Here is a 17,518-nt window from a genome sequence, read left to right on the forward strand (position 1 = left end):
GCGGCATTCAGCCACAACGCCCGCTGGAATTGCAACCGATTGAAGTGATGGGAGTTGGCGGCAAGGTTTTTATATTTTATGTAACAAAGTTTAAAATTTTGGCTGGTACATATGGTTTTAACCCGCAATTATTACCCACCTCAAAAACAAAAGAAACGACAGTGCCGCAAACAATAGCCCGGGTGCCGAATGGCGATAATGGCCATTATGCTGCGTGGGTGGAAGCGGCTATTGCCGGTTATGGAAGCGATGCAGCCAACAATCTTAGTTCAAGATTTGATTTGGCCGGGCCGCTTACAGAAAGTGTTTTAATGGGTAACCTTGCCATTAGAAGTTATAATATCCAGAAAAAGAATGGCAATGATATTGATTATCCAGGCCGCCATATTCAATTGGTTTGGGATGGCCCTAATATGAAGATTACGAATTTTGATGAAGCCAACCAGTTTGTAAAACGTACTTACAGGCAGGGATGGACACTGGGCATATAGATTAGCTCCGTTTTGTCAACTTAAAGGGCTAATTCAGCAATGGATTAGCCTTTTTTAATAAGAATATATCATATTGTAAATAAAATAATGTGATTAAATATTTGGATACTAATGCTAATTTTTCAATAAATTGCGCCTGATATCAAACATTAATTTTTTTTAAATCTGTTAGATGCTGAAGCCAACTTTTAAAGAAATTGCGCCCTTTGCGGTTTTAGTTCTTATTGCGGCAGGTTCAGTTTTTATTCCTTCAGCCGTAGATTTTGCTGACAGCAGCAAATACAATTTTGCCGACATTGCCTGGATGCTTGTTGCAACTGCACTTGTTTTTTTAATGACTCCAGGCCTCGCTTTTTTTTACGGCGGCATGGTGCACCGCAAGAATGTGATTTCCACGATGATTAAAAGCGTGGTGGCAGCAGGTGTTGTAACCGTTCTCTGGATTTTTGTTGAATATGGGCTTTGCTTCGGCAAATCCATTGGCGGGTTTATTGGTGACCCCACTTCAAACTTGTTTTTTGAAGGTGTGAATTCAGGTGCACCCTGGGGGCTTGCGCCAACAATACCGCTAACCTTATTTGCAACTTTCCAATTAATGTTTGCTATTATTACGCCCGGCCTCGTGGTTGGCGCGGTAGCAGAGCGTATTCGTTTCACATCTTATATATTATTTATTGTACTCTTCAGTTTGCTCGTATATGCCCCGATTGCCCACTGGACATGGAACCCCGAAGGTTTTCTCTTTAAAATGGGTGCTTTGGATTTTGCAGGTGGCACAGTAGTGCATATCTCCGCCGGATGCGCTGCTTTAGCCGGCGCCCTTGTTTTAAAACAAAGGCAGGTGCGCAAAGAGCATAAAGAAATTCCACCGGCAAATATTCCTTACGTGTTGATGGGAACAGGTTTGCTCTGGTTTGGATGGTTTGGTTTTAACGCCGGTTCCGCATTAGGCGCCAATTCGCTTGCAGTTTCTGCATTTGCCACTACCAATACTGCTGCTGCGGCAGCAGGTTTAACCTGGTTACTGTTTGATGTGGCTAAAGGCAGGAAACCTTCTGTTGTTGGATTTTGTGTAGGCGCTGTTGTTGGCCTTGTTGCTATCACGCCGGCTGCAGGTTTTGTGGCTATTCCCCAAAGCATATTTATCGGGTTTATAGCAGCGGTTATTTCAAATATAGCCGTGCAGATGAGGGCCAAAACAAGACTGGACGATACTTTAGATGTGTTCCCCTGTCATGGCCTGGGCGGCATGGTGGGCATGTTAATGACCGGCATTTTTGCTACCAAAACAGTAAATAGCGCCGGCGCAGATGGCTTATTGTATGGCAATGCAGCTTTCTTTTTTACGCAAGCTAAAGCCCTGGTAATTGTAGTTGCCTACAGTTTTACCGTATCCTTCCTCATATTCAAATTCATCAATTTTATTTTGCCTTTGCGTGTTAGTGCCGAAGACGAACTGCTTGGCCTGGATGCTACACAGCACAATGAAAAGTACTTCCAGGGCAGCCTTGTTGTGCATACAACAAATGGTAACGGCAACGGGCACAGCGAAGAAATATTGATGGATGCAGAAGAAATCCTGAGAGTTAAATAAGCTCTGTGGGTTAGTAAATGCAAAGGTTTAAGTTCTAAGCAATACAGCAGCGGCAAGCGGTTGTATTGCTTTTTTATTTGCCTAAATTCAAGCGATATCATTCTTTAAAAATCCCATATAAAAAATCAGAAGCAAATTGTGCCGCTTCCCGGTGCCTTTGCTTTACACTCCGGGGATAAATCAGTGGGTTAAAATGCTTATGTAATTCATGTGCATAACCTTCGTAAACCTTAATGCTGTTAGGTATCTGCAATGAATCAGCTTTTTTATGAATTAGCTGGCTGCCAAAAAACACTACGCCCTTATTGTTAACAGGCACAATCCTGTCTTTTGAACCGTGAACGCTTGCAATGGGAACTTTCGCCCGGTGAAGCCATTCTATATTAAATAAAGCGCCCCAGAAATTTATAACAGCAGCAATGTTTTGGGTATTGTAATTATTTGTATTGATAACAGCTTTGTTACTATCAAGAATGTATTTAACATCGGCTGTGTTGCTATATACGGTTTGCAATGCGATAACAGCGCCTGCCGAGTTACCGCCTAAAATTATTTTATTGGTATCGATATTAAATGCTGATGCATTGGCTTTAAAAAATGCAATGGCATTGTTTACATCCTTTATATTATCATAGCAGGCTTCTACCAGGTCTTTAAATTTAAATAACGGATTTTTTTTGCTTAGCCTGTAATTAATGGCGGCAAACGCATAGCCACGTTTGGCAAATTCATTGCCCCATAATTTTATTTCAGCAGCATTCTTTGTTCCGAATTTAAAGCCGCCGCCATGCATCCAAATAATTAAGGGCTTTTTTTGCAATATTGAATCTGTTGCAGGATGATAAAAATCCAGGCGCCTGTATTTTTCCTTGATACTATCAGCAGCAGAATAAATGATATTTTTTTCAACACTCACTTTATTAAATGATACGTCTTTATATAAAACAGGTTTTATGTCTTGTGCAAAGCCGGTAATCATTGAGAAGATTAAAATAAAGCAGTATAGAAAATATTTCATGAATAATATCCCTTCGAAAATATAAAAGGGTACTAAATATATTGAATTTCCGGCTTTGGCAATAGCTTAAAATTTTGGTTTCTTTGCCGGTGTTATACCAGAGTTTGCAACGTAGCCTGAGTTATAGAGAACAATATGAATGAAACCGCAGTATCGTATAAGCCAACGGATGAAATTAAAAAATTGCAGGAAAGAAAACTGCAGGCGTTATTACAATATTTAAACGCTAATTCGCCTTTTTATAAAAAACTTTTTGCTCAACAGGCAATTGATATAAACACTGTAAAAACACTGGAAGATTTAACCAGGCTTCCAATAACCACAAAAGATGACCTGCAAAGAAATAATGCAGATTTTTTATGTGTTGATAAGCAGGCGATCATTGAATACACTGCCACTTCGGGCACTTTGGGAAGCCCGGTTTCAATAGCGCTCACGGAAAACGATTTACAGCGATTGGCCTTTAATGAATACAACTCTTTTATAACAGCAGATGGCTCTGCTGAAGATGTTTACCAGCTCATGCTTACACTCGACCGGCAGTTTATGGCTGGCATTGCTTACTATTCAGGCATTCGCAAAATGGGTGGCAAAATTGTTCGCGTTGGCCCCGGCATTCCTGCTTTGCAATGGGAGAATATTGCGCGGTATGAGCCAACTATAATTGTTGCTGTTCCATCCTTCATACTCAAACTAATTCAATATGCAGAACAGCATAATATTAATATTAGCCATACATCCGTAAAAAAAGCGGTTTGCATTGGCGAAAGTATCCGCAATGCAGATTGTTCACTTAATATTCTTGGCAGAAAAATTACAGAAGCCTGGAATATAGAATTGTATTCAACCTATGCTTCTACTGAAATGCAAACAGCATTTACAGAATGCAGCGCCGGTAAAGGCGGCCATCTTCAGCCGGATTTAATAATTGTGGAATTACTGGATGAAAATAATATGCCTGTGCCTGCAAATACAGAAGGTGAAGTAACTATAACAACACTTGACGTGGAGGGCATGCCATTGCTGCGTTATAAAACAGGCGATGTATGTATGTATTTTGATGACCCCTGTTCCTGCGGCAGAAATACAATGCGTTTATCACCATTGCTGGGCCGCAAAAAACAAATGATAAAGTTTAAAGGCACAACACTATATCCTGCGGCTTTATTTGATTTGCTGAATGAAATAAATGAAGTGCGTGATTATGTAGTGGAGGTTTCTACCAATGATGTTGGCCTGGATGAAGTGTTGCTTTACATTCATGCAGCAGATGAAAGTGCGGAAAGCGATCACAGGATACGTTCTTATATACAGGCTAAACTTCGCGTTAGCCCTTTTGTGCAATATGTTTCTGAAGATGCCATTAAGAAATTGCAACTTAACGAAGCCAGCCGCAAGCCGGTTAAATTTATAGATAAGCGTAAATAAAAATCACTGTTTATATTCGTATTGAATGTTTGTATTTTCTATACGCTTTGTGCATGATAACCTGCAATAATGATTACAAAAGATATATTACCATTTATTCCGCAGCGGGCGCCATTTGTAATGATCGATGCTTTATTGTATGTAGACGATACAACTGCACGTACCTCATTCAAAGCAAAGGCGGATAATGTGTTTAATGAAGATGGTTTTTTAGCAGAGGCCGGCCTGCTTGAAAACATTGCACAAACTGCGGCAGCAGGTGCGGGGTACAATGCCCTGCAGCAAAGCAAACCTGCCCCATTGGGCTATATTGCCGCGGTTAAAAACTTTGAAGTGTTTTTTTTACCGGCGATAAACAGTGAGCTTACAACAGAAATTGTAACCACAGGCCATGTAATGAATATGCAATTGATAAGTGGAAAGATTTTATTGAATGACAAGTTGGTTGCGCAATGCGAAATGCGCATTTTTATTGAACCGGCAGATAGTTGAGTTGATTAATTGAAAGGTTGAGAAATCAGGGGAAGATAGATCCGTGAACAGTGAACCTCTGAACGAATAAATGATAAGTTGAAATGTGAGCGAATAAATGAAAGACGTTTTTATTATTGCTGATAATATTTTTTCTCCTTTAGGGCGCACAACAAAAGAAAACTTTGATGCATTGCTGCATAATGTTTCCGCAGTGAAAGAGCATCATAATGCTTTTGCCGCGGAGCCTTATTATGCAGCTTTGTTTAATAATGATTTTTTATTTTCTGTTTTATCTGGAAATAATAATTATACAAAGTTTGAAACCCTGCTTATAGCATCAGTTGATGAAGCACTCAAACAATCCGGCATTAATGTAAAAGACGATAAAACCCTGCTTATAATATCTACAACAAAAGGTAATATTAGTTTGCTTGAAAGCGAAGTGTATGATGAGCAGTTGCAGAAAAGAATTGCCCTGCACACTTCGGCAAAACTTGTTGCTACGCACTTTGGATTTGTACATCAGCCATTAATTATTTCCAATGCCTGCATTTCCGGTTCATTGGCCATTATAACAGGCATGCGGTTTATTCAATCGGGTAAATATGATAATGTGGTTGTTGCGGGGGCAGATGTTATTACAAAATTTATATTGTCTGGTTTTAAATCTTTCCAGGCATTAAGCAGTAGTATGTGTAAACCATTTGACGGTGCCCGTGATGGTATTAACCTTGGCGAAGCCGCTGCTACCATCGTGCTTTCATCTGTTAAAAAAAATACAGACAATATTAAAGTGATTAGCGGCGCTGTAAGCAATGATGCCAATCATATTTCAGGGCCATCGAGAACAGGCAATGAATTATACCAATGTATTGCGGCAGCAATGAATGATGCCGGTTTATCGAAAGAAGATATTGATTTTATATCGGCGCATGGCACAGCTACCATTTACAATGATGAGATGGAAGCAAAAGCGATTGCACTGGCAGGTTTAACAACGCCGCCTGTAAACAGCTTAAAGGCCTTTTATGGACACACATTAGGCGCAGCAGGCCTGGTTGAATCTGTAATTTCAATGGAATCATTAAAACAAAATACAATCTTACCAACAAAAGGTTTTGAAGTGCTTGGCGTTTCCCAACCTATAAACGTTTGTAAAAAAATCATACATAAACAAATCAATAATTGCATTAAAACAGCATCGGGGTTTGGAGGTTGCAATGCCGCTGTTGTTTTCAGTAAATAATATATTTTGAAAGAAGCTTTACATATAATATCAAATTGTGTTATTGCTGATGAAAGAGTAATAAAAAATGGAGAGTTATTGTACTCAGGTAAAGAAATCAATCTTTCATCTTTCCTCGTACAGCTTTATAAATTCCTGCATCTTGATTATCCAAAATTTTATAAAATGGATACCCTGAGCAAGCTTGGATGGCTTGCTTCAGAAATTTTAATAAAAGATAATGAAGCCGTTGTAAAACAATATAAGCCTGAAGAAACCGGCCTGCTGCTAACTAATGCTAATTCAAGCATTGAAGCTGATGTAAAATATTTTCAAACAATAGAGATGGCAAGCCCGGCTTTATTTGTATATACTTTGCCTAATATTTTAAATGGCGAAATTTGCATCCGCAATAATTTTAAAGGCGAAAATGCCTGCTTTATTTTTGAAGCCTTTAATGCAGGATTTATAAAAGAATATGTGGAGGATCTTTTTGCAAACAATAAATTAAAGCTTTGCGTTTGCGGCTGGGTAGATGCGTTGGGTGAAGCATATAAGGCTGCGTTGTTCTTAGTTGGCAATGATGTTACCGCAGCCTCGGTTGAATTTACAGAAGAAAATATAGATAAAGTATTTAACAACAAATGATCAATCTGGAACGGAACGAAAGTGCCTGGCTTAAATTAAAGCTGATTTCAGGCAAATAGAAAAATAAGGAGTAAGCGGCTTTAAAGAGTAACCAACCTCAGCGTTTCCGGATTATCGGTTTACAATTAAAAAAAAAGCTTAAAAGCTTTACCAATAATAATGAGTTATAAGGTTTACATAGCAGGCTTAGGGGTTATATCTGCCATTGGAAACAATGTGCAGGAATGCCTGCATGCGCTTGAAGCCGGGCAGGCCGGTATAGCAAATGCGGTGTTTTTAAAAACTGTGCATGCCAACGAAATTCCCGTTGCTGAAGTGAAGCTGAGCAATGATGCACTTGCTGAAAAAACAGGTTTATCAAACATGCTGAGCCGTACTGCGCTGTTGAGCATGGCTGCTGCCGGCGAAGCTTTAAAAGATGCGGCTATTGAAGACATACATGCATTACGTTGTGGCTTTATATCAGCAACCACTGCCGCAGGTATTGATAAAACAGAGCATTTTTTTACAGATGTTTTAAAAGGTTATAGCAAAGGCAACCTGCATGATGTAGTGCATCATGAATGCGGCAGCATAACGCAGGTTGTTGCAGATAAACTGAACATCAGCGGTTATACAACTACCATTAATACGGCATGCTCATCATCAGCTAATTCAATTATGCTGGGCGCAAGGCTTATAAAAGCAGGCATGCTTGATGTGGCTGTTGCAGGCGGCACAGATGCATTGGCAAAATTTACCCTTAATGGTTTCAATACGCTGATGATTTTAGATAAAGAATTTTGCAGGCCCTTTGATGAGAACAGGAATGGTTTAAACTTAGGGGAAGGGGCAGGTTATGTGGTGCTTGTTTCTGATGCTGTTGCGCAGCGATTAAACAAAGAAATGTATTGCGAGCTGAAAGGCTATTCCAATACCAACGATGCCTATCATCAAACCGCTTCATCGCCAGATGGTACTGGTTCTTACCTGGCCATGCAGCAGGCATTGGCGGCAGCCAATATAAACGCCGGTGATATTGATTATATTAACCTGCATGGAACCGGTACCTATAATAATGATATGGCAGAAGGCACGGCCATTCAGCGTTTATTTAAACCTCCCTACCCTAAAATGAGTTCTACAAAATCATTTACAGGTCATACTTTAGGTGCAAGCGGTGGTATTGAAGCAGTATTCTCTTCACTGGCTGTGAAGCATGGTTTAATCTACCCGAACCTCCGGTTGCAAACGCCCATTAAAGAGTTTCCATTTTCTGCAGAAACTATGTTCTCAAAACAACCGGTAAATTATGTGCTTTCCAACTCCTTTGGCTTTGGCGGTAATTGTTCTTCATTAATTTTTTCAAAACTGTAAAATGAAGAAGATATACATCCGTTCGGCTTCATGCATAAGTGCACAGGAAACTTTCCATAATGGTTTATTCACAGGCGCTCCGGTTGAATACACGGAAACGATACTGCCTTTTGCAGAGCCTTCCTATAAAGATTTTATGGATGCAAGGCAACTGCGCCGCATGAGTAAAGTAGTGCGCACCGGTGTTACCACAGCATTGCGTTGTTTAAAAGAGGCAGGCGTTGAAACAGTTGATGCTATTGTTTCAGGCACGTCGTATGGATGCATGCAAGATTCCGAGAATTTTCTGAAGAGCATTGTTTTACAGGATGAGGAGGCGCTTTCGCCAACATCATTTATTCAATCCACGCATAACCTGGTGAGCGCACAAATTGCTTTAACATTAAAATGTCATAATTATAATACAACGTATGCGCACCGGGGCTTTTCTTTTGAACATGCATTAACCGATGCCATGTTGCTGTTGAATGAACAAAGCGCTGAAAATGTATTGACTGGCAGTGCCGATGAAATGACAGATTTTACCTGGCATGTATTGCGCAGGTTTGGACTGTTTAAACCACAGGCTATTTCAAATTTCTCCTTGTTTAATTCTAAAACACGCGGAAGTATAGCGGGACAAGGAAGCAGCTTCTTTTTACTATCCGGCACTCGTAATGAAAATGATTATGCGCAAATTAACGGCATAGAACTTATTTATAAAGCCAGTGGCGGTGATGTAAAAAATGAAGCTGCAAGATTTTTATCGGCACAAAAAATAAATGCGGGTGACATTGATTTGCTTATTACAGGAAGAAATGGAGATGTAACACAGGATAAGATATTTGATGATATAGAGAATAATGTTTTTTTGGATGTTGCTTCCATAAATTATAAACATCTGTGTGGCGAATACCCTACATCTTCTTCCTTTGCATTGTGGCTTGCAGCCAATATTATTAAACAAAAACAATTGCCGCCATGCTTTAAAGAAACCGGTGTTAATGCTGAAAAGATAAACCGCATTTTAATTTATAATTGTTATCAACGCAGCTATCACTCATTTATATTAATTTCAAAATGCAATTAACCGGATGCTGAAAAATACGCTTTATATTATCCAACATATTGAACAGACAAACAATTCAATTGAGGCATTGATTGCATTAAACAGTGCTCATGAAATATTCATGGGCCATTTTCCTGTAAGAGCTGTTTTGCCCGGCGCCTGCATGTTACAAATAATAAAAGAGCTTTTAGAAGAAGCGTTTCATTCAAAACTCCGATTGATTAAAGCCGATGAAATAAAGTTCCTGCGTATAATTGAACCGGAAGCAAATACTGTTATCAGTTTTTTCATCGATTTTGAACAAGTGGAAGAAAGCGTTTTTAACGTGAATGCTAAAATCCTGAAAGCCGGTGTGGTTTGTTATAAAATGAAGGCATCATATAAGCACGTAAATATTTAAATTTCACCAACCCTTCTGATTAACCGTGTAATAAAATCTTTCTCTGCTTGCATATTGGTTTGCGTTACCGCTAAAGACAGGTATTTTTTTGCACTAAACTTATCATGTTCCAGTAAATACAGTTTCCCCAAAGTGGCGTTCAATAAAAAATATTGATGCATAAATGCATTTTGCTCCAGCTTTTTTAAAATGGTAAATGCATCTGCTTTATTGCCTGCATAATACAACGCAATCGCATAGTTTAATTCAATAAAAGGATTTGAATTAAGCTGTAGTAACTTCAAATAAAGACCTTTGATAGTATGCCAGTCCGTATATTTAAAACTCGTTGCATTGCAATGCAGGTAAGCAATGGAAGCTTCGTAATGGTACGACGATACAACATTATCTTTTGAATCGTGGAGATGTTTCCGGCCAAGCATAATTAAATCCTCGTTCCATAAACTGCGGTCCTGTTCTTCAAGGTCAAGCAGTGCCCCGGCTGAAGAAAATCTTGACTTTAATCTTGCCGCGTTAAACAGCATCAATGCATACAAGGCCTTTGTTTCTTTATTGGCAAAGCCGCTTTCCAGTAATATTTTCGTCATGATCAATGCATCTTCGCAAAGTTTTTCGCGTATCAATTCTTTGCCCCAAGATGATTTATAACCTTCATTAAAAACCAGGTAAAGAATTTTATGCACAATGGGCAATCGTTGTCCTAATGCATCTGCCGTTAATTCTTTAAACAATATCTTTTCATCCCTTATCTTTTGCCTTGACCGAGTAAGCAGTTTGTCAATGCCATCAATGCTCATGGCGAGTATTTTGGCAATAGGTTCAACTTTTAAATTGATGACATATTTAAGTGTAACAACCACCTGCGCCTTTGGTGAAAGATCGGGATGCGCACAGGCAAACAATAACTTCAGTTCATGATCTTTTATAAGTGGTTCAGAAAATATGGTTTCATGCACCACTGAACTTTCAATCTCGTCAGCAGGTAAATATTTCTTTTCTTTCAGCCTGTTAATGGCTTTATTGCGGCATACCATAAACAGCCATCCTTCCATATTTGCCGGAACATTATTATCTCTCCATGAAGTTAATGCAGATGAAAAAGCATCCTGCACAATGTCTTCTGCTGTTTCAATATGCATGTTGCGAAAACAATACAACAGCATTGCAATCATTTTGCCATATTGCTTTTTGTAGAGCTGGTCAACCTGTTGCTGTAAATTATACATCAGCCCATCATTGTTGCAGTAAGCATCGGCCTTATTTCAAGCGCCATTGATCCATCCAAAATATAAGGGCATGTTTGCGCAATCGCAATGGCCTGCGCCATGTTTTCAGCGTGTAGGAGAATAAAGCCGCTTATACATTCCTTTGCTTCAATAAAAGGCCCGTCAGAAACTACGTTATCTTTTGTAATGTAGCTGCCATTTGTTTTCAGCGGGTCGCCGCCTTTATAATTGCCCGACGCAGCAAGCCCTTCGCACCATTTCGTCATTTCCTGTATGCGCTGTTGTTGCGTTCCCTCTTCTTTTAAGCGTTGCAGGTCTTCTCTTACAATAAACAAAAAATTTTCCATTGAAATATGCTTTTTGGTAATGAATTTTTTATGTTATCAGCTGCAGCATTTCATGGCATCGTTCCTTGTGTCACTCCCTTGTACAACAAATTTTCATGGCAGCTTTATCAGTCGTTAATTGCTTAATATAACACATTTCATGTCTTGCAATTTACGTCGCAGAACGACGAAATAAATACCTGCTTATTTGTTTAAACACAAAATAAAGCAACGATAACGCACATGCTATAATCAAACCAAATCTTATATAAGTTGCGGTGGTTAAAGATATTCCAAGCCCGGTGCCCAGCGCAATATACCCGGCAAGGCAAACCGGGCATTTTGGTATCAGCACAAAAATAAATGCAGAAACAGCCATTTTTATATAGTCTTTGCTGCGCCGGCCGGTCTTCTTTTTACCTTCTTTGTTTTCATCGGTTTTCGACGGCCTTGTATGTGTGCATTGGCATTGCATATTATTGTTATTTATGTTCATCACTGTGACAGCAACTGTCTTTTTTCTCTTCAGCAACATAGCGGCCCTGCATATTTACATGTCCGCCCTCTTTATACTTGTCGTGATGCCGCACCCAGCTTGTAAGGTTTTCGCCTTCTCCTTCATTTCTGCCTAACGGCGCTGTATCAAGTATCATATAAGTAGATATTTGATTTTCACCACCCCGCGCATAGGATGAATAAGTGTGAAATATATTTCCATCTTCATCTTTATAAAATGCACTGTCGCCCGGCGCCTCTTCGCCCATGTAAGGCTGCATGCCATAATTATAATACACTTTTCCATCCACAATGTCCTGCTGCCTGAATGATACATGAAAATCAAAATTGAAATCGTTGTTTAATGATGAAACCCAGGGGAACGTCCAACCCATGCGTTTTTTAAATGCTTCAATTTTTTCAACCGGGGCGCGGGAAACAGCCACGTAGCTTACATCATGATTGTTTAAATGTATTAACGCGGCCTGCGCGTGATCGGCGCCGAATGAACAGCCCACGCAGCCTTCCTCCCAATCTGGCCCGAACATAAAATGCTGGATAATTAACTGGCTGTGGCCATCAAACAGGTCAGCCAATGATACCTTGCCATCGATGCTGTCAAATACATAATTTTTGGTCAGTTTTGTCCAGGGTAATGCAAGCCGTTCAGCCCTTAATTTATCATATGCTCTCGTAAATTCTTTTTCTTTCTGTAATAATTCCTGGCGTGCCTTTAACCATTCTTCAGGCTTTACAGTTTGATGTTTGCTTTTTGCGGCAGGCTGCATAGTTTGTGTTTCCATAATTGTTATTATTTTAGTTAAAGACAAACGGGGATTTAAAATCCGTACAACTCAAAAAGATTTTTTTTATTTTACAACACGATGGAAACCACGCAGGCCTTGGATCATTTGAAGAAAATAATCTTTGCCATACAACCTTTGCAGGATGATACCTGGAATGCATTTTCTTCAATATGGAAACCATATGAAGCCAAACGCAAAACACTGCTTACAAAAGCCGGGGAAACGGAGCGCTATTTATATTTTGTTTTGGAGGGTGTGCAACGCGGCTTTTATGCGCATGATGATGGCCGCGAAGCAACCATTGTTTTTACGTATGCCTTCTCATTTTCCGGTATTGCCGATTCTTTTTTATTGCAACAACCCTCCCGGTTCTTCCTGGAAACGCTTACCGCAAGCAGCTTTTTACGAACGGAATACAAACAGGTGAATAATTTATTGCAGCGTTACCCGGATTTTCAAACCTGTATGTTTAAATCATTGAGTTTTGCCTTTGCAGGTGTTTTGGAAAGACAGATAGAACTGCAATGTTTTTCTGCTGAAGAAAAATTTAAAGCACTTTTAAAGCGCAGTCCTCATGTATTAAATTTAATTCCACACAAATACCTGGCATCCTACCTCGGCATTGATGCCACCAATTTCAGCAAACTGCTTGGCACCGTACGTTTATAACAGCTTTTTATAAATCTTGGTTTTTACCAATATTTTGCAACAGCGTAAATGCAAGCTTTGCATCATAAACAAAATGTATGAAAACTCACAACTCGCAACAACTCATTGCACTGCTGGAAGAACAAACTGAAAGTATTTTAAATATTGCTGTTCAGCAATGGCAAATGACGCCTGTATCAGTTTTTAAACAACAGCCTTCACCGGGCTCATGGAGCGCCATGCAATGTCTCGGTCATTTAAATGCGTATGGCCGCTATTACCTGCCTGCAATAGAAAGGGCCATTGATATGGCAAGGTTAAAGCATCAGCCGGCGGTTGAAACATTTACGCCGGGCTGGCTTGGCAATTATTTTACCAAACTTATGTTGCCCGGCAAAGATGGTATTCCTGTTAAAAAAATGAAAGCGCCAAAAGATTACACAATCATAAATGAAGGCAACAGCGATGCCGTCATTGCAGAATTTATTAATCAACAGGAGAAAATACTGTTATTGCTGCAACAGGCGAGACATGTTGATTTAAATAAAATAAGGATACCGGTTTCCATTGCAAAATTTATAAAATTAAAACTTGGTGATGTGTTTATGTTTTTAATTGCACATAACCTTCGCCATGTAAAACAGACGGAAAGGGCCATTGCTGCCGCCACTTCTGCAAAAACTAAAGCCGGCAGTTTAGCATAATTTACTGCGAACCATTAGACAGTGCCTTGGCGGGGCATTGTCTGTAAACCCGGATAGTTGCGCTATTTACAATGTATGCACGCCGTTTAAAAAAATTTGTTGTTTGCTTATATTTTATTTGCTTTGTCGCAATACATTGTAGCCCAAACTATTTACTGATATGACAGAAGTTGGCGGACGGATTCTTTCTTTGAAAGATTTTTCACAAATTCTTTTTGAAGAGAGCGAAATAGAGTTAAGTACAGCAGCGCTTGAAAAAATTGATAAGAATTTTGAATTTCTAAAGCAATTTTCAACCGAAAAAGTTATTTACGGAATTAACACTGGTTTCGGGCCAATGGCCCAATACAGGATTAGTGACGACAGAACGCTTCAGTTACAATATAATTTAATAAGAAGCCATAGCTCCGGCAGCGGCAAACCTTTGCCGTCATTGCTTTGCAAGGCAGTAACGGTTGCCCGCTTAAACAGCTTAATGCAGGGCTACTCGGGCATACATAAAGAAACGGTTGAATTACTGGCAACGCTTATCAATAAAAATATTGTTCCGTGTATTTACGAGCACGGTGGTGTGGGCGCCAGCGGCGACCTCGTGCAGCTTGCCCACCTTGCACTTACTTTAATTGGTGAAGGCGAAGTGTATTTTGAAAATGCAATTCAGCCAACGGCTGAAGTGTTTAGGCGATTCAATATTCAGCCGCTTAACATTCATATACGCGAAGGCCTTGCCGTGTTGAACGGCACTTCTGCCATGACCGGCATCGGCATGATAAATATTCTCCAGGCCAATAAATTATTACACTGGATCATAATATTATCTGCTATAACCAATGAAGTGGTGGGCGCGTATTCAGATCATTTTTCTTATGAACTGAATATCGTAAAACCGCATAAAGGGCAAAACTGGGTGGCGGCTGTAATGCGCGATATTCTCAGCGACAGCAAGCTCATCCGCAGCCGCAGGGAACATTTGTATGAATCTGATGCCATAAGGCAAAAGGAAATTTTTGAAGATAAAGTGCAGGAATATTATTCGCTGCGCTGTGTAACCCAAATATTAGGGCCCATTTTCGATACCATTCAGCATGCAGAAAAAATTGTTACGGATGAATTGAATTCTGTGAACGATAATCCTGTTGTTGACCATGAAAACCATAATATTTTTCATGGCGGCAATTTCCATGGCGATTATGTTTCGCTTGAAATGGATAAGCTGAAGATAGCTACAACAAAACTCTCCATGCTCAGCGAACGGCAGTTAAATTATTTGCTGAACGATAAGCTTAACCAGAAGTTTCCGCCATTTGTAAACCTTGGTGTGCTCGGCTATAATTTCGGTATGCAGGGCGTGCAGTTTACGGCTGTTTCTACGGTTGCAGAAAATCAAACCTTATCATTTCCTATGTATGTGCATAGCATACCCAACAATAACGACAACCAGGATATGGTAAGCATGGGCACAAATGCAGCTTTGATAACTAAGAAAGTAATTGATAATTCTTTCGAGGTTTTAGCCATTCAAATGATGACTGTGCTGCAGGCTGTGGATTATCTCAATTGCTCCGCACAACTCTCTTCAAAAACCAATGCCGTTTATACAGCCATAAGGAAAATATTTCCTAAGTTCATTAACGATATGCCGAGGTATAAAGAGCTTGCAAAAGTTAAAAATTACTTTGAAACATCAGACCCGTTGATGTTAATAAACGCAGAATTACCTGCAGGCGCTAATAATTAAAATAAATTTGCAAGAAATATATTACAGATGAAATCTGCATTGGTTACTGGCGGTTCGAGAGGCATTGGAAAAGCTGTTTGCATTAAGCTCGCAGAAATGGGTTATCATGTTATCATTAATTACAGGAGTAATGAAGAAGAAGCCCGCAAAACCTTGCAGGCTTTGGAAGAAGAAAATGCAACCGGCGAATTATTGCAGTTTGATGTGGCAGATAAAGAAGCGATAAAAAATATATTGGGTGAATGGATTGAAAAAAACACGGATAAACCAATTGAAGTATTGGTAAACAATGCCGGTATAAGAGACGACGCTTTAATGTTTTGGATGAACGATGGCCAGTGGGACAGTGTAGTAAACACAAGCCTCGACGGGTTCTTTTACGTAACGCGTATTGTATTGAATAGCATGCTGCAGAAACGTTATGGCAGGATCATCAATATCGTTTCGTTATCGGGTATAAAAGGCATGCCGGGACAGGTGAATTATTCAGCAGCAAAGGCGGGCATCATCGGCGCTACAAAAGCATTGGCGCAGGAAGTTGGTAAAAGAAATATAACGGTTAATGCTATTGCGCCGGGTTTTATAAAAACAGATATGACGCAGGACCTGGATGAAGGCCAGCTAAAATCATTGATCCCGGTTAATCGTTTTGGAACGCCAGAAGAAGTAGCTTATGCAGTTGGGTTCCTGGCTGCACCACAGGCAGCATACATTACCGGAGAAGTAATTTCTGTAAATGGCGGCTTATACACTTAAATAAAATTTAAATGTGCCATTTTTTTTGTTTTAACGATTAATAGCCAATATTATTCGCCAGGCAGGATATCCGGATACCGGGATATTCTGATAATAATTGAATATTTATAAACTAATAATAACTCCCTTAGGGAATGGAGTTGATTTATGAACAGAGTTGTAATAACAGGCTTGGGTATTTATTCATGTATAGGTAAAAACCTGGATGAAGTAAAAAATTCTTTATACCAGGGTAAATCGGGTATTGTACTTGATCCTGTTCGTAAAGAATTTGGTTACCGTTCCGGTCTTACCGGTTGGGTTGATAAGCCAAACCTGAAAGAATTGCTCGACAGGCGTTCAAGAATAATGCTGCCCGAACAAGGTGAATATGCATATATCTCCACGCTTGAAGCTTTAAAAAATGCCGGGCTTGATGAAGATTATATACAGGCGCATGAAGTAGGTATTTTATTTGGTAACGACAGCTCCGCCCAACCCGTTATTGAAGGTATTGACATCATGCGGCAGAAAAAAGATACTATGATGGTGGGGTCTGCCTCTGTATTCAAAACCATGAACTCCACCGTTACCATGAACCTTGCAACTATTTTCAAATTGAAAGGCATCAATTTCACGGTGAGTGCAGCCTGCGCCAGCGGCTCACATGCTATAGGGCTTGCTTATCTTTTTATAAAAACAGGTTTACAGGATTGTGTTATTGCCGGCGGCGCACAGGAAATTAACCATCTTTCCATGGGCAATTTTGATGCACTCGGCGCCTTCTCCACGCATGAATCTGAACCCATAAAAGCTTCACGGCCTTTCGACCGCAGCCGCGATGGTCTTGTGCCAAGTGGAGGCGCAGCAACGGTTATTCTGGAAAGCCTCGAATCAGCACAAAAAAGGGGCGCACCTATTTTGGGCGAAGTGATCGGTTACGGATTTTCATCAAACGGCGAACATATTTCAAACCCAACTGTAAGCGGGCCGGTTCGCTCATTGCAAATGGCATTAAAAGATGCCGGTTTGCTGGCTGCAGAAATTGATTATATCAATGCACATGCCACCTCCACACAGGCCGGTGATGCCAGTGAAGCAAAGGCGATTAACGAGGTTTTTGGCGATAGCAAACCTTATGTAAGTTCTACCAAATCC

At 39.9% G+C, this 17,518-nt stretch carries 18 protein-coding genes and 1 pseudogene; 14 read left to right on the top strand and 5 right to left on the bottom strand.

What is annotated here, in order from left to right; genetic code table 11:
• Nucleotides 1-491: pseudogene (locus ACTHN6_RS00400) on the top strand (gfo/Idh/MocA family oxidoreductase); the annotation flags it as partial.
• Between the two features lie 172 nt (nt 492-663).
• Nucleotides 664-2,085: an ammonium transporter gene (locus ACTHN6_RS00405; RefSeq protein WP_440433728.1), complete on the top strand. Its 1,422-nt coding sequence runs from the start codon at nt 664-666 to the stop codon at nt 2,083-2,085.
• Nucleotides 2,086-2,182: 97 nt separating this feature from the next.
• Here ACTHN6_RS00405 and ACTHN6_RS00410 read toward each other — a convergent pair whose 3' ends face one another.
• A complete protein-coding gene (locus ACTHN6_RS00410; RefSeq protein WP_440433729.1) occupies nt 2,183-3,064 on the bottom strand; it encodes a carboxylesterase family protein in 882 nt (293 codons plus the stop codon).
• A 174-nt stretch (nt 3,065-3,238) separates the two neighbouring features.
• On the opposite strand from ACTHN6_RS00410, the gene ACTHN6_RS00415 reads away from it, so the two are divergent.
• The 7 genes from ACTHN6_RS00415 to ACTHN6_RS00445 all read left to right on the top strand — a co-directional run bounded on the left by ACTHN6_RS00415 (nt 3,239) and on the right by ACTHN6_RS00445 (nt 9,682).
• Entirely contained in the window at nt 3,239-4,531 is a 1,293-nt protein-coding gene (locus ACTHN6_RS00415; protein WP_440433730.1) for a phenylacetate--CoA ligase family protein, read from the top strand.
• Between the two features lie 69 nt (nt 4,532-4,600).
• On the top strand, nt 4,601-5,023 hold the full coding sequence (locus tag ACTHN6_RS00420; protein WP_440433731.1) for a 3-hydroxyacyl-ACP dehydratase: 423 nt from the start codon (nt 4,601-4,603) through the stop codon (nt 5,021-5,023).
• Nucleotides 5,024-5,120: 97 nt separating this feature from the next.
• On the top strand, nt 5,121-6,251 hold the full coding sequence (locus ACTHN6_RS00425; RefSeq protein ID WP_440433732.1) for a beta-ketoacyl-[acyl-carrier-protein] synthase family protein: 1,131 nt from the start codon (nt 5,121-5,123) through the stop codon (nt 6,249-6,251).
• A gap of 6 nt (nt 6,252-6,257) precedes the next feature.
• Nucleotides 6,258-6,878: a hypothetical protein gene (locus ACTHN6_RS00430; RefSeq protein ID WP_440433733.1), complete on the top strand. Its 621-nt coding sequence runs from the start codon at nt 6,258-6,260 to the stop codon at nt 6,876-6,878.
• 159 nt (nt 6,879-7,037) lie between these two features.
• The gene (locus ACTHN6_RS00435) at nt 7,038-8,234 is read left to right on the top strand and encodes a beta-ketoacyl-[acyl-carrier-protein] synthase family protein (protein ID WP_440433734.1); all 1,197 of its coding nucleotides are present in this window, start codon (nt 7,038-7,040) and stop codon (nt 8,232-8,234) included.
• A gap of 1 nt (nt 8,235) precedes the next feature.
• Nucleotides 8,236-9,303, top strand: coding sequence for a beta-ketoacyl synthase chain length factor (locus ACTHN6_RS00440; protein WP_440433735.1), 1,068 nt, complete (start codon nt 8,236-8,238; stop codon nt 9,301-9,303).
• 4 nt (nt 9,304-9,307) lie between these two features.
• Nucleotides 9,308-9,682 carry a 3-hydroxyacyl-ACP dehydratase gene (locus ACTHN6_RS00445; RefSeq protein ID WP_440433736.1) on the top strand — a complete coding sequence of 125 codons (375 nt, stop codon included), beginning with the start codon at nt 9,308-9,310 and terminating at the stop codon, nt 9,680-9,682.
• Here the strand turns inward: ACTHN6_RS00445 and ACTHN6_RS00450 are convergent.
• From ACTHN6_RS00450 to ACTHN6_RS00465, 4 genes are all read right to left on the bottom strand, one after another.
• Complete coding sequence (locus ACTHN6_RS00450; RefSeq protein ID WP_440433737.1) at nt 9,679-10,908, bottom strand: RNA polymerase sigma factor; 1,230 nt, start codon at nt 10,906-10,908, stop codon at nt 9,679-9,681. The genes ACTHN6_RS00445 and ACTHN6_RS00450 overlap by 4 nt on opposite strands.
• A complete protein-coding gene (locus ACTHN6_RS00455) occupies nt 10,908-11,255 on the bottom strand; it encodes a YciI family protein (protein WP_440433738.1) in 348 nt (115 codons plus the stop codon). The genes ACTHN6_RS00450 and ACTHN6_RS00455 overlap by 1 nt, the downstream gene beginning before the upstream one ends.
• A gap of 151 nt (nt 11,256-11,406) precedes the next feature.
• The gene (locus ACTHN6_RS00460) at nt 11,407-11,709 is read right to left on the bottom strand and encodes a hypothetical protein (RefSeq protein WP_440433739.1); all 303 of its coding nucleotides are present in this window, start codon (nt 11,707-11,709) and stop codon (nt 11,407-11,409) included.
• Nucleotides 11,710-11,716: 7 nt separating this feature from the next.
• A complete protein-coding gene (locus ACTHN6_RS00465) occupies nt 11,717-12,532 on the bottom strand; it encodes a DUF899 domain-containing protein (RefSeq protein WP_440433740.1) in 816 nt (271 codons plus the stop codon).
• 81 nt (nt 12,533-12,613) lie between these two features.
• Here ACTHN6_RS00465 and ACTHN6_RS00470 point away from each other — a divergent pair, with 81 nt between their 5' ends.
• The 5 genes from ACTHN6_RS00470 to ACTHN6_RS00490 form a co-directional block, all read left to right on the top strand.
• Nucleotides 12,614-13,204: a Crp/Fnr family transcriptional regulator gene (locus ACTHN6_RS00470; RefSeq protein ID WP_440433741.1), complete on the top strand. Its 591-nt coding sequence runs from the start codon at nt 12,614-12,616 to the stop codon at nt 13,202-13,204.
• A gap of 77 nt (nt 13,205-13,281) precedes the next feature.
• Nucleotides 13,282-13,887, top strand: coding sequence for a DinB family protein (locus tag ACTHN6_RS00475; protein ID WP_440433742.1), 606 nt, complete (start codon nt 13,282-13,284; stop codon nt 13,885-13,887).
• Nucleotides 13,888-14,047: 160 nt separating this feature from the next.
• On the top strand, nt 14,048-15,625 hold the full coding sequence (locus tag ACTHN6_RS00480; protein ID WP_440433743.1) for an HAL/PAL/TAL family ammonia-lyase: 1,578 nt from the start codon (nt 14,048-14,050) through the stop codon (nt 15,623-15,625).
• 27 nt (nt 15,626-15,652) lie between these two features.
• The gene (gene fabG, locus ACTHN6_RS00485; protein ID WP_440433744.1) at nt 15,653-16,381 is read left to right on the top strand and encodes a 3-oxoacyl-ACP reductase FabG; all 729 of its coding nucleotides are present in this window, start codon (nt 15,653-15,655) and stop codon (nt 16,379-16,381) included.
• Nucleotides 16,382-16,528: 147 nt separating this feature from the next.
• On the top strand, nt 16,529-17,518 hold a 990-nt coding region (locus ACTHN6_RS00490), incomplete at its 3' end, for a beta-ketoacyl-[acyl-carrier-protein] synthase family protein (RefSeq protein ID WP_440433745.1).

It is taken from the genome of Parafilimonas sp., assembly GCF_051953455.1.
In the GTDB taxonomy this organism is placed as follows: domain Bacteria; phylum Bacteroidota; class Bacteroidia; order Chitinophagales; family Chitinophagaceae; genus Parafilimonas.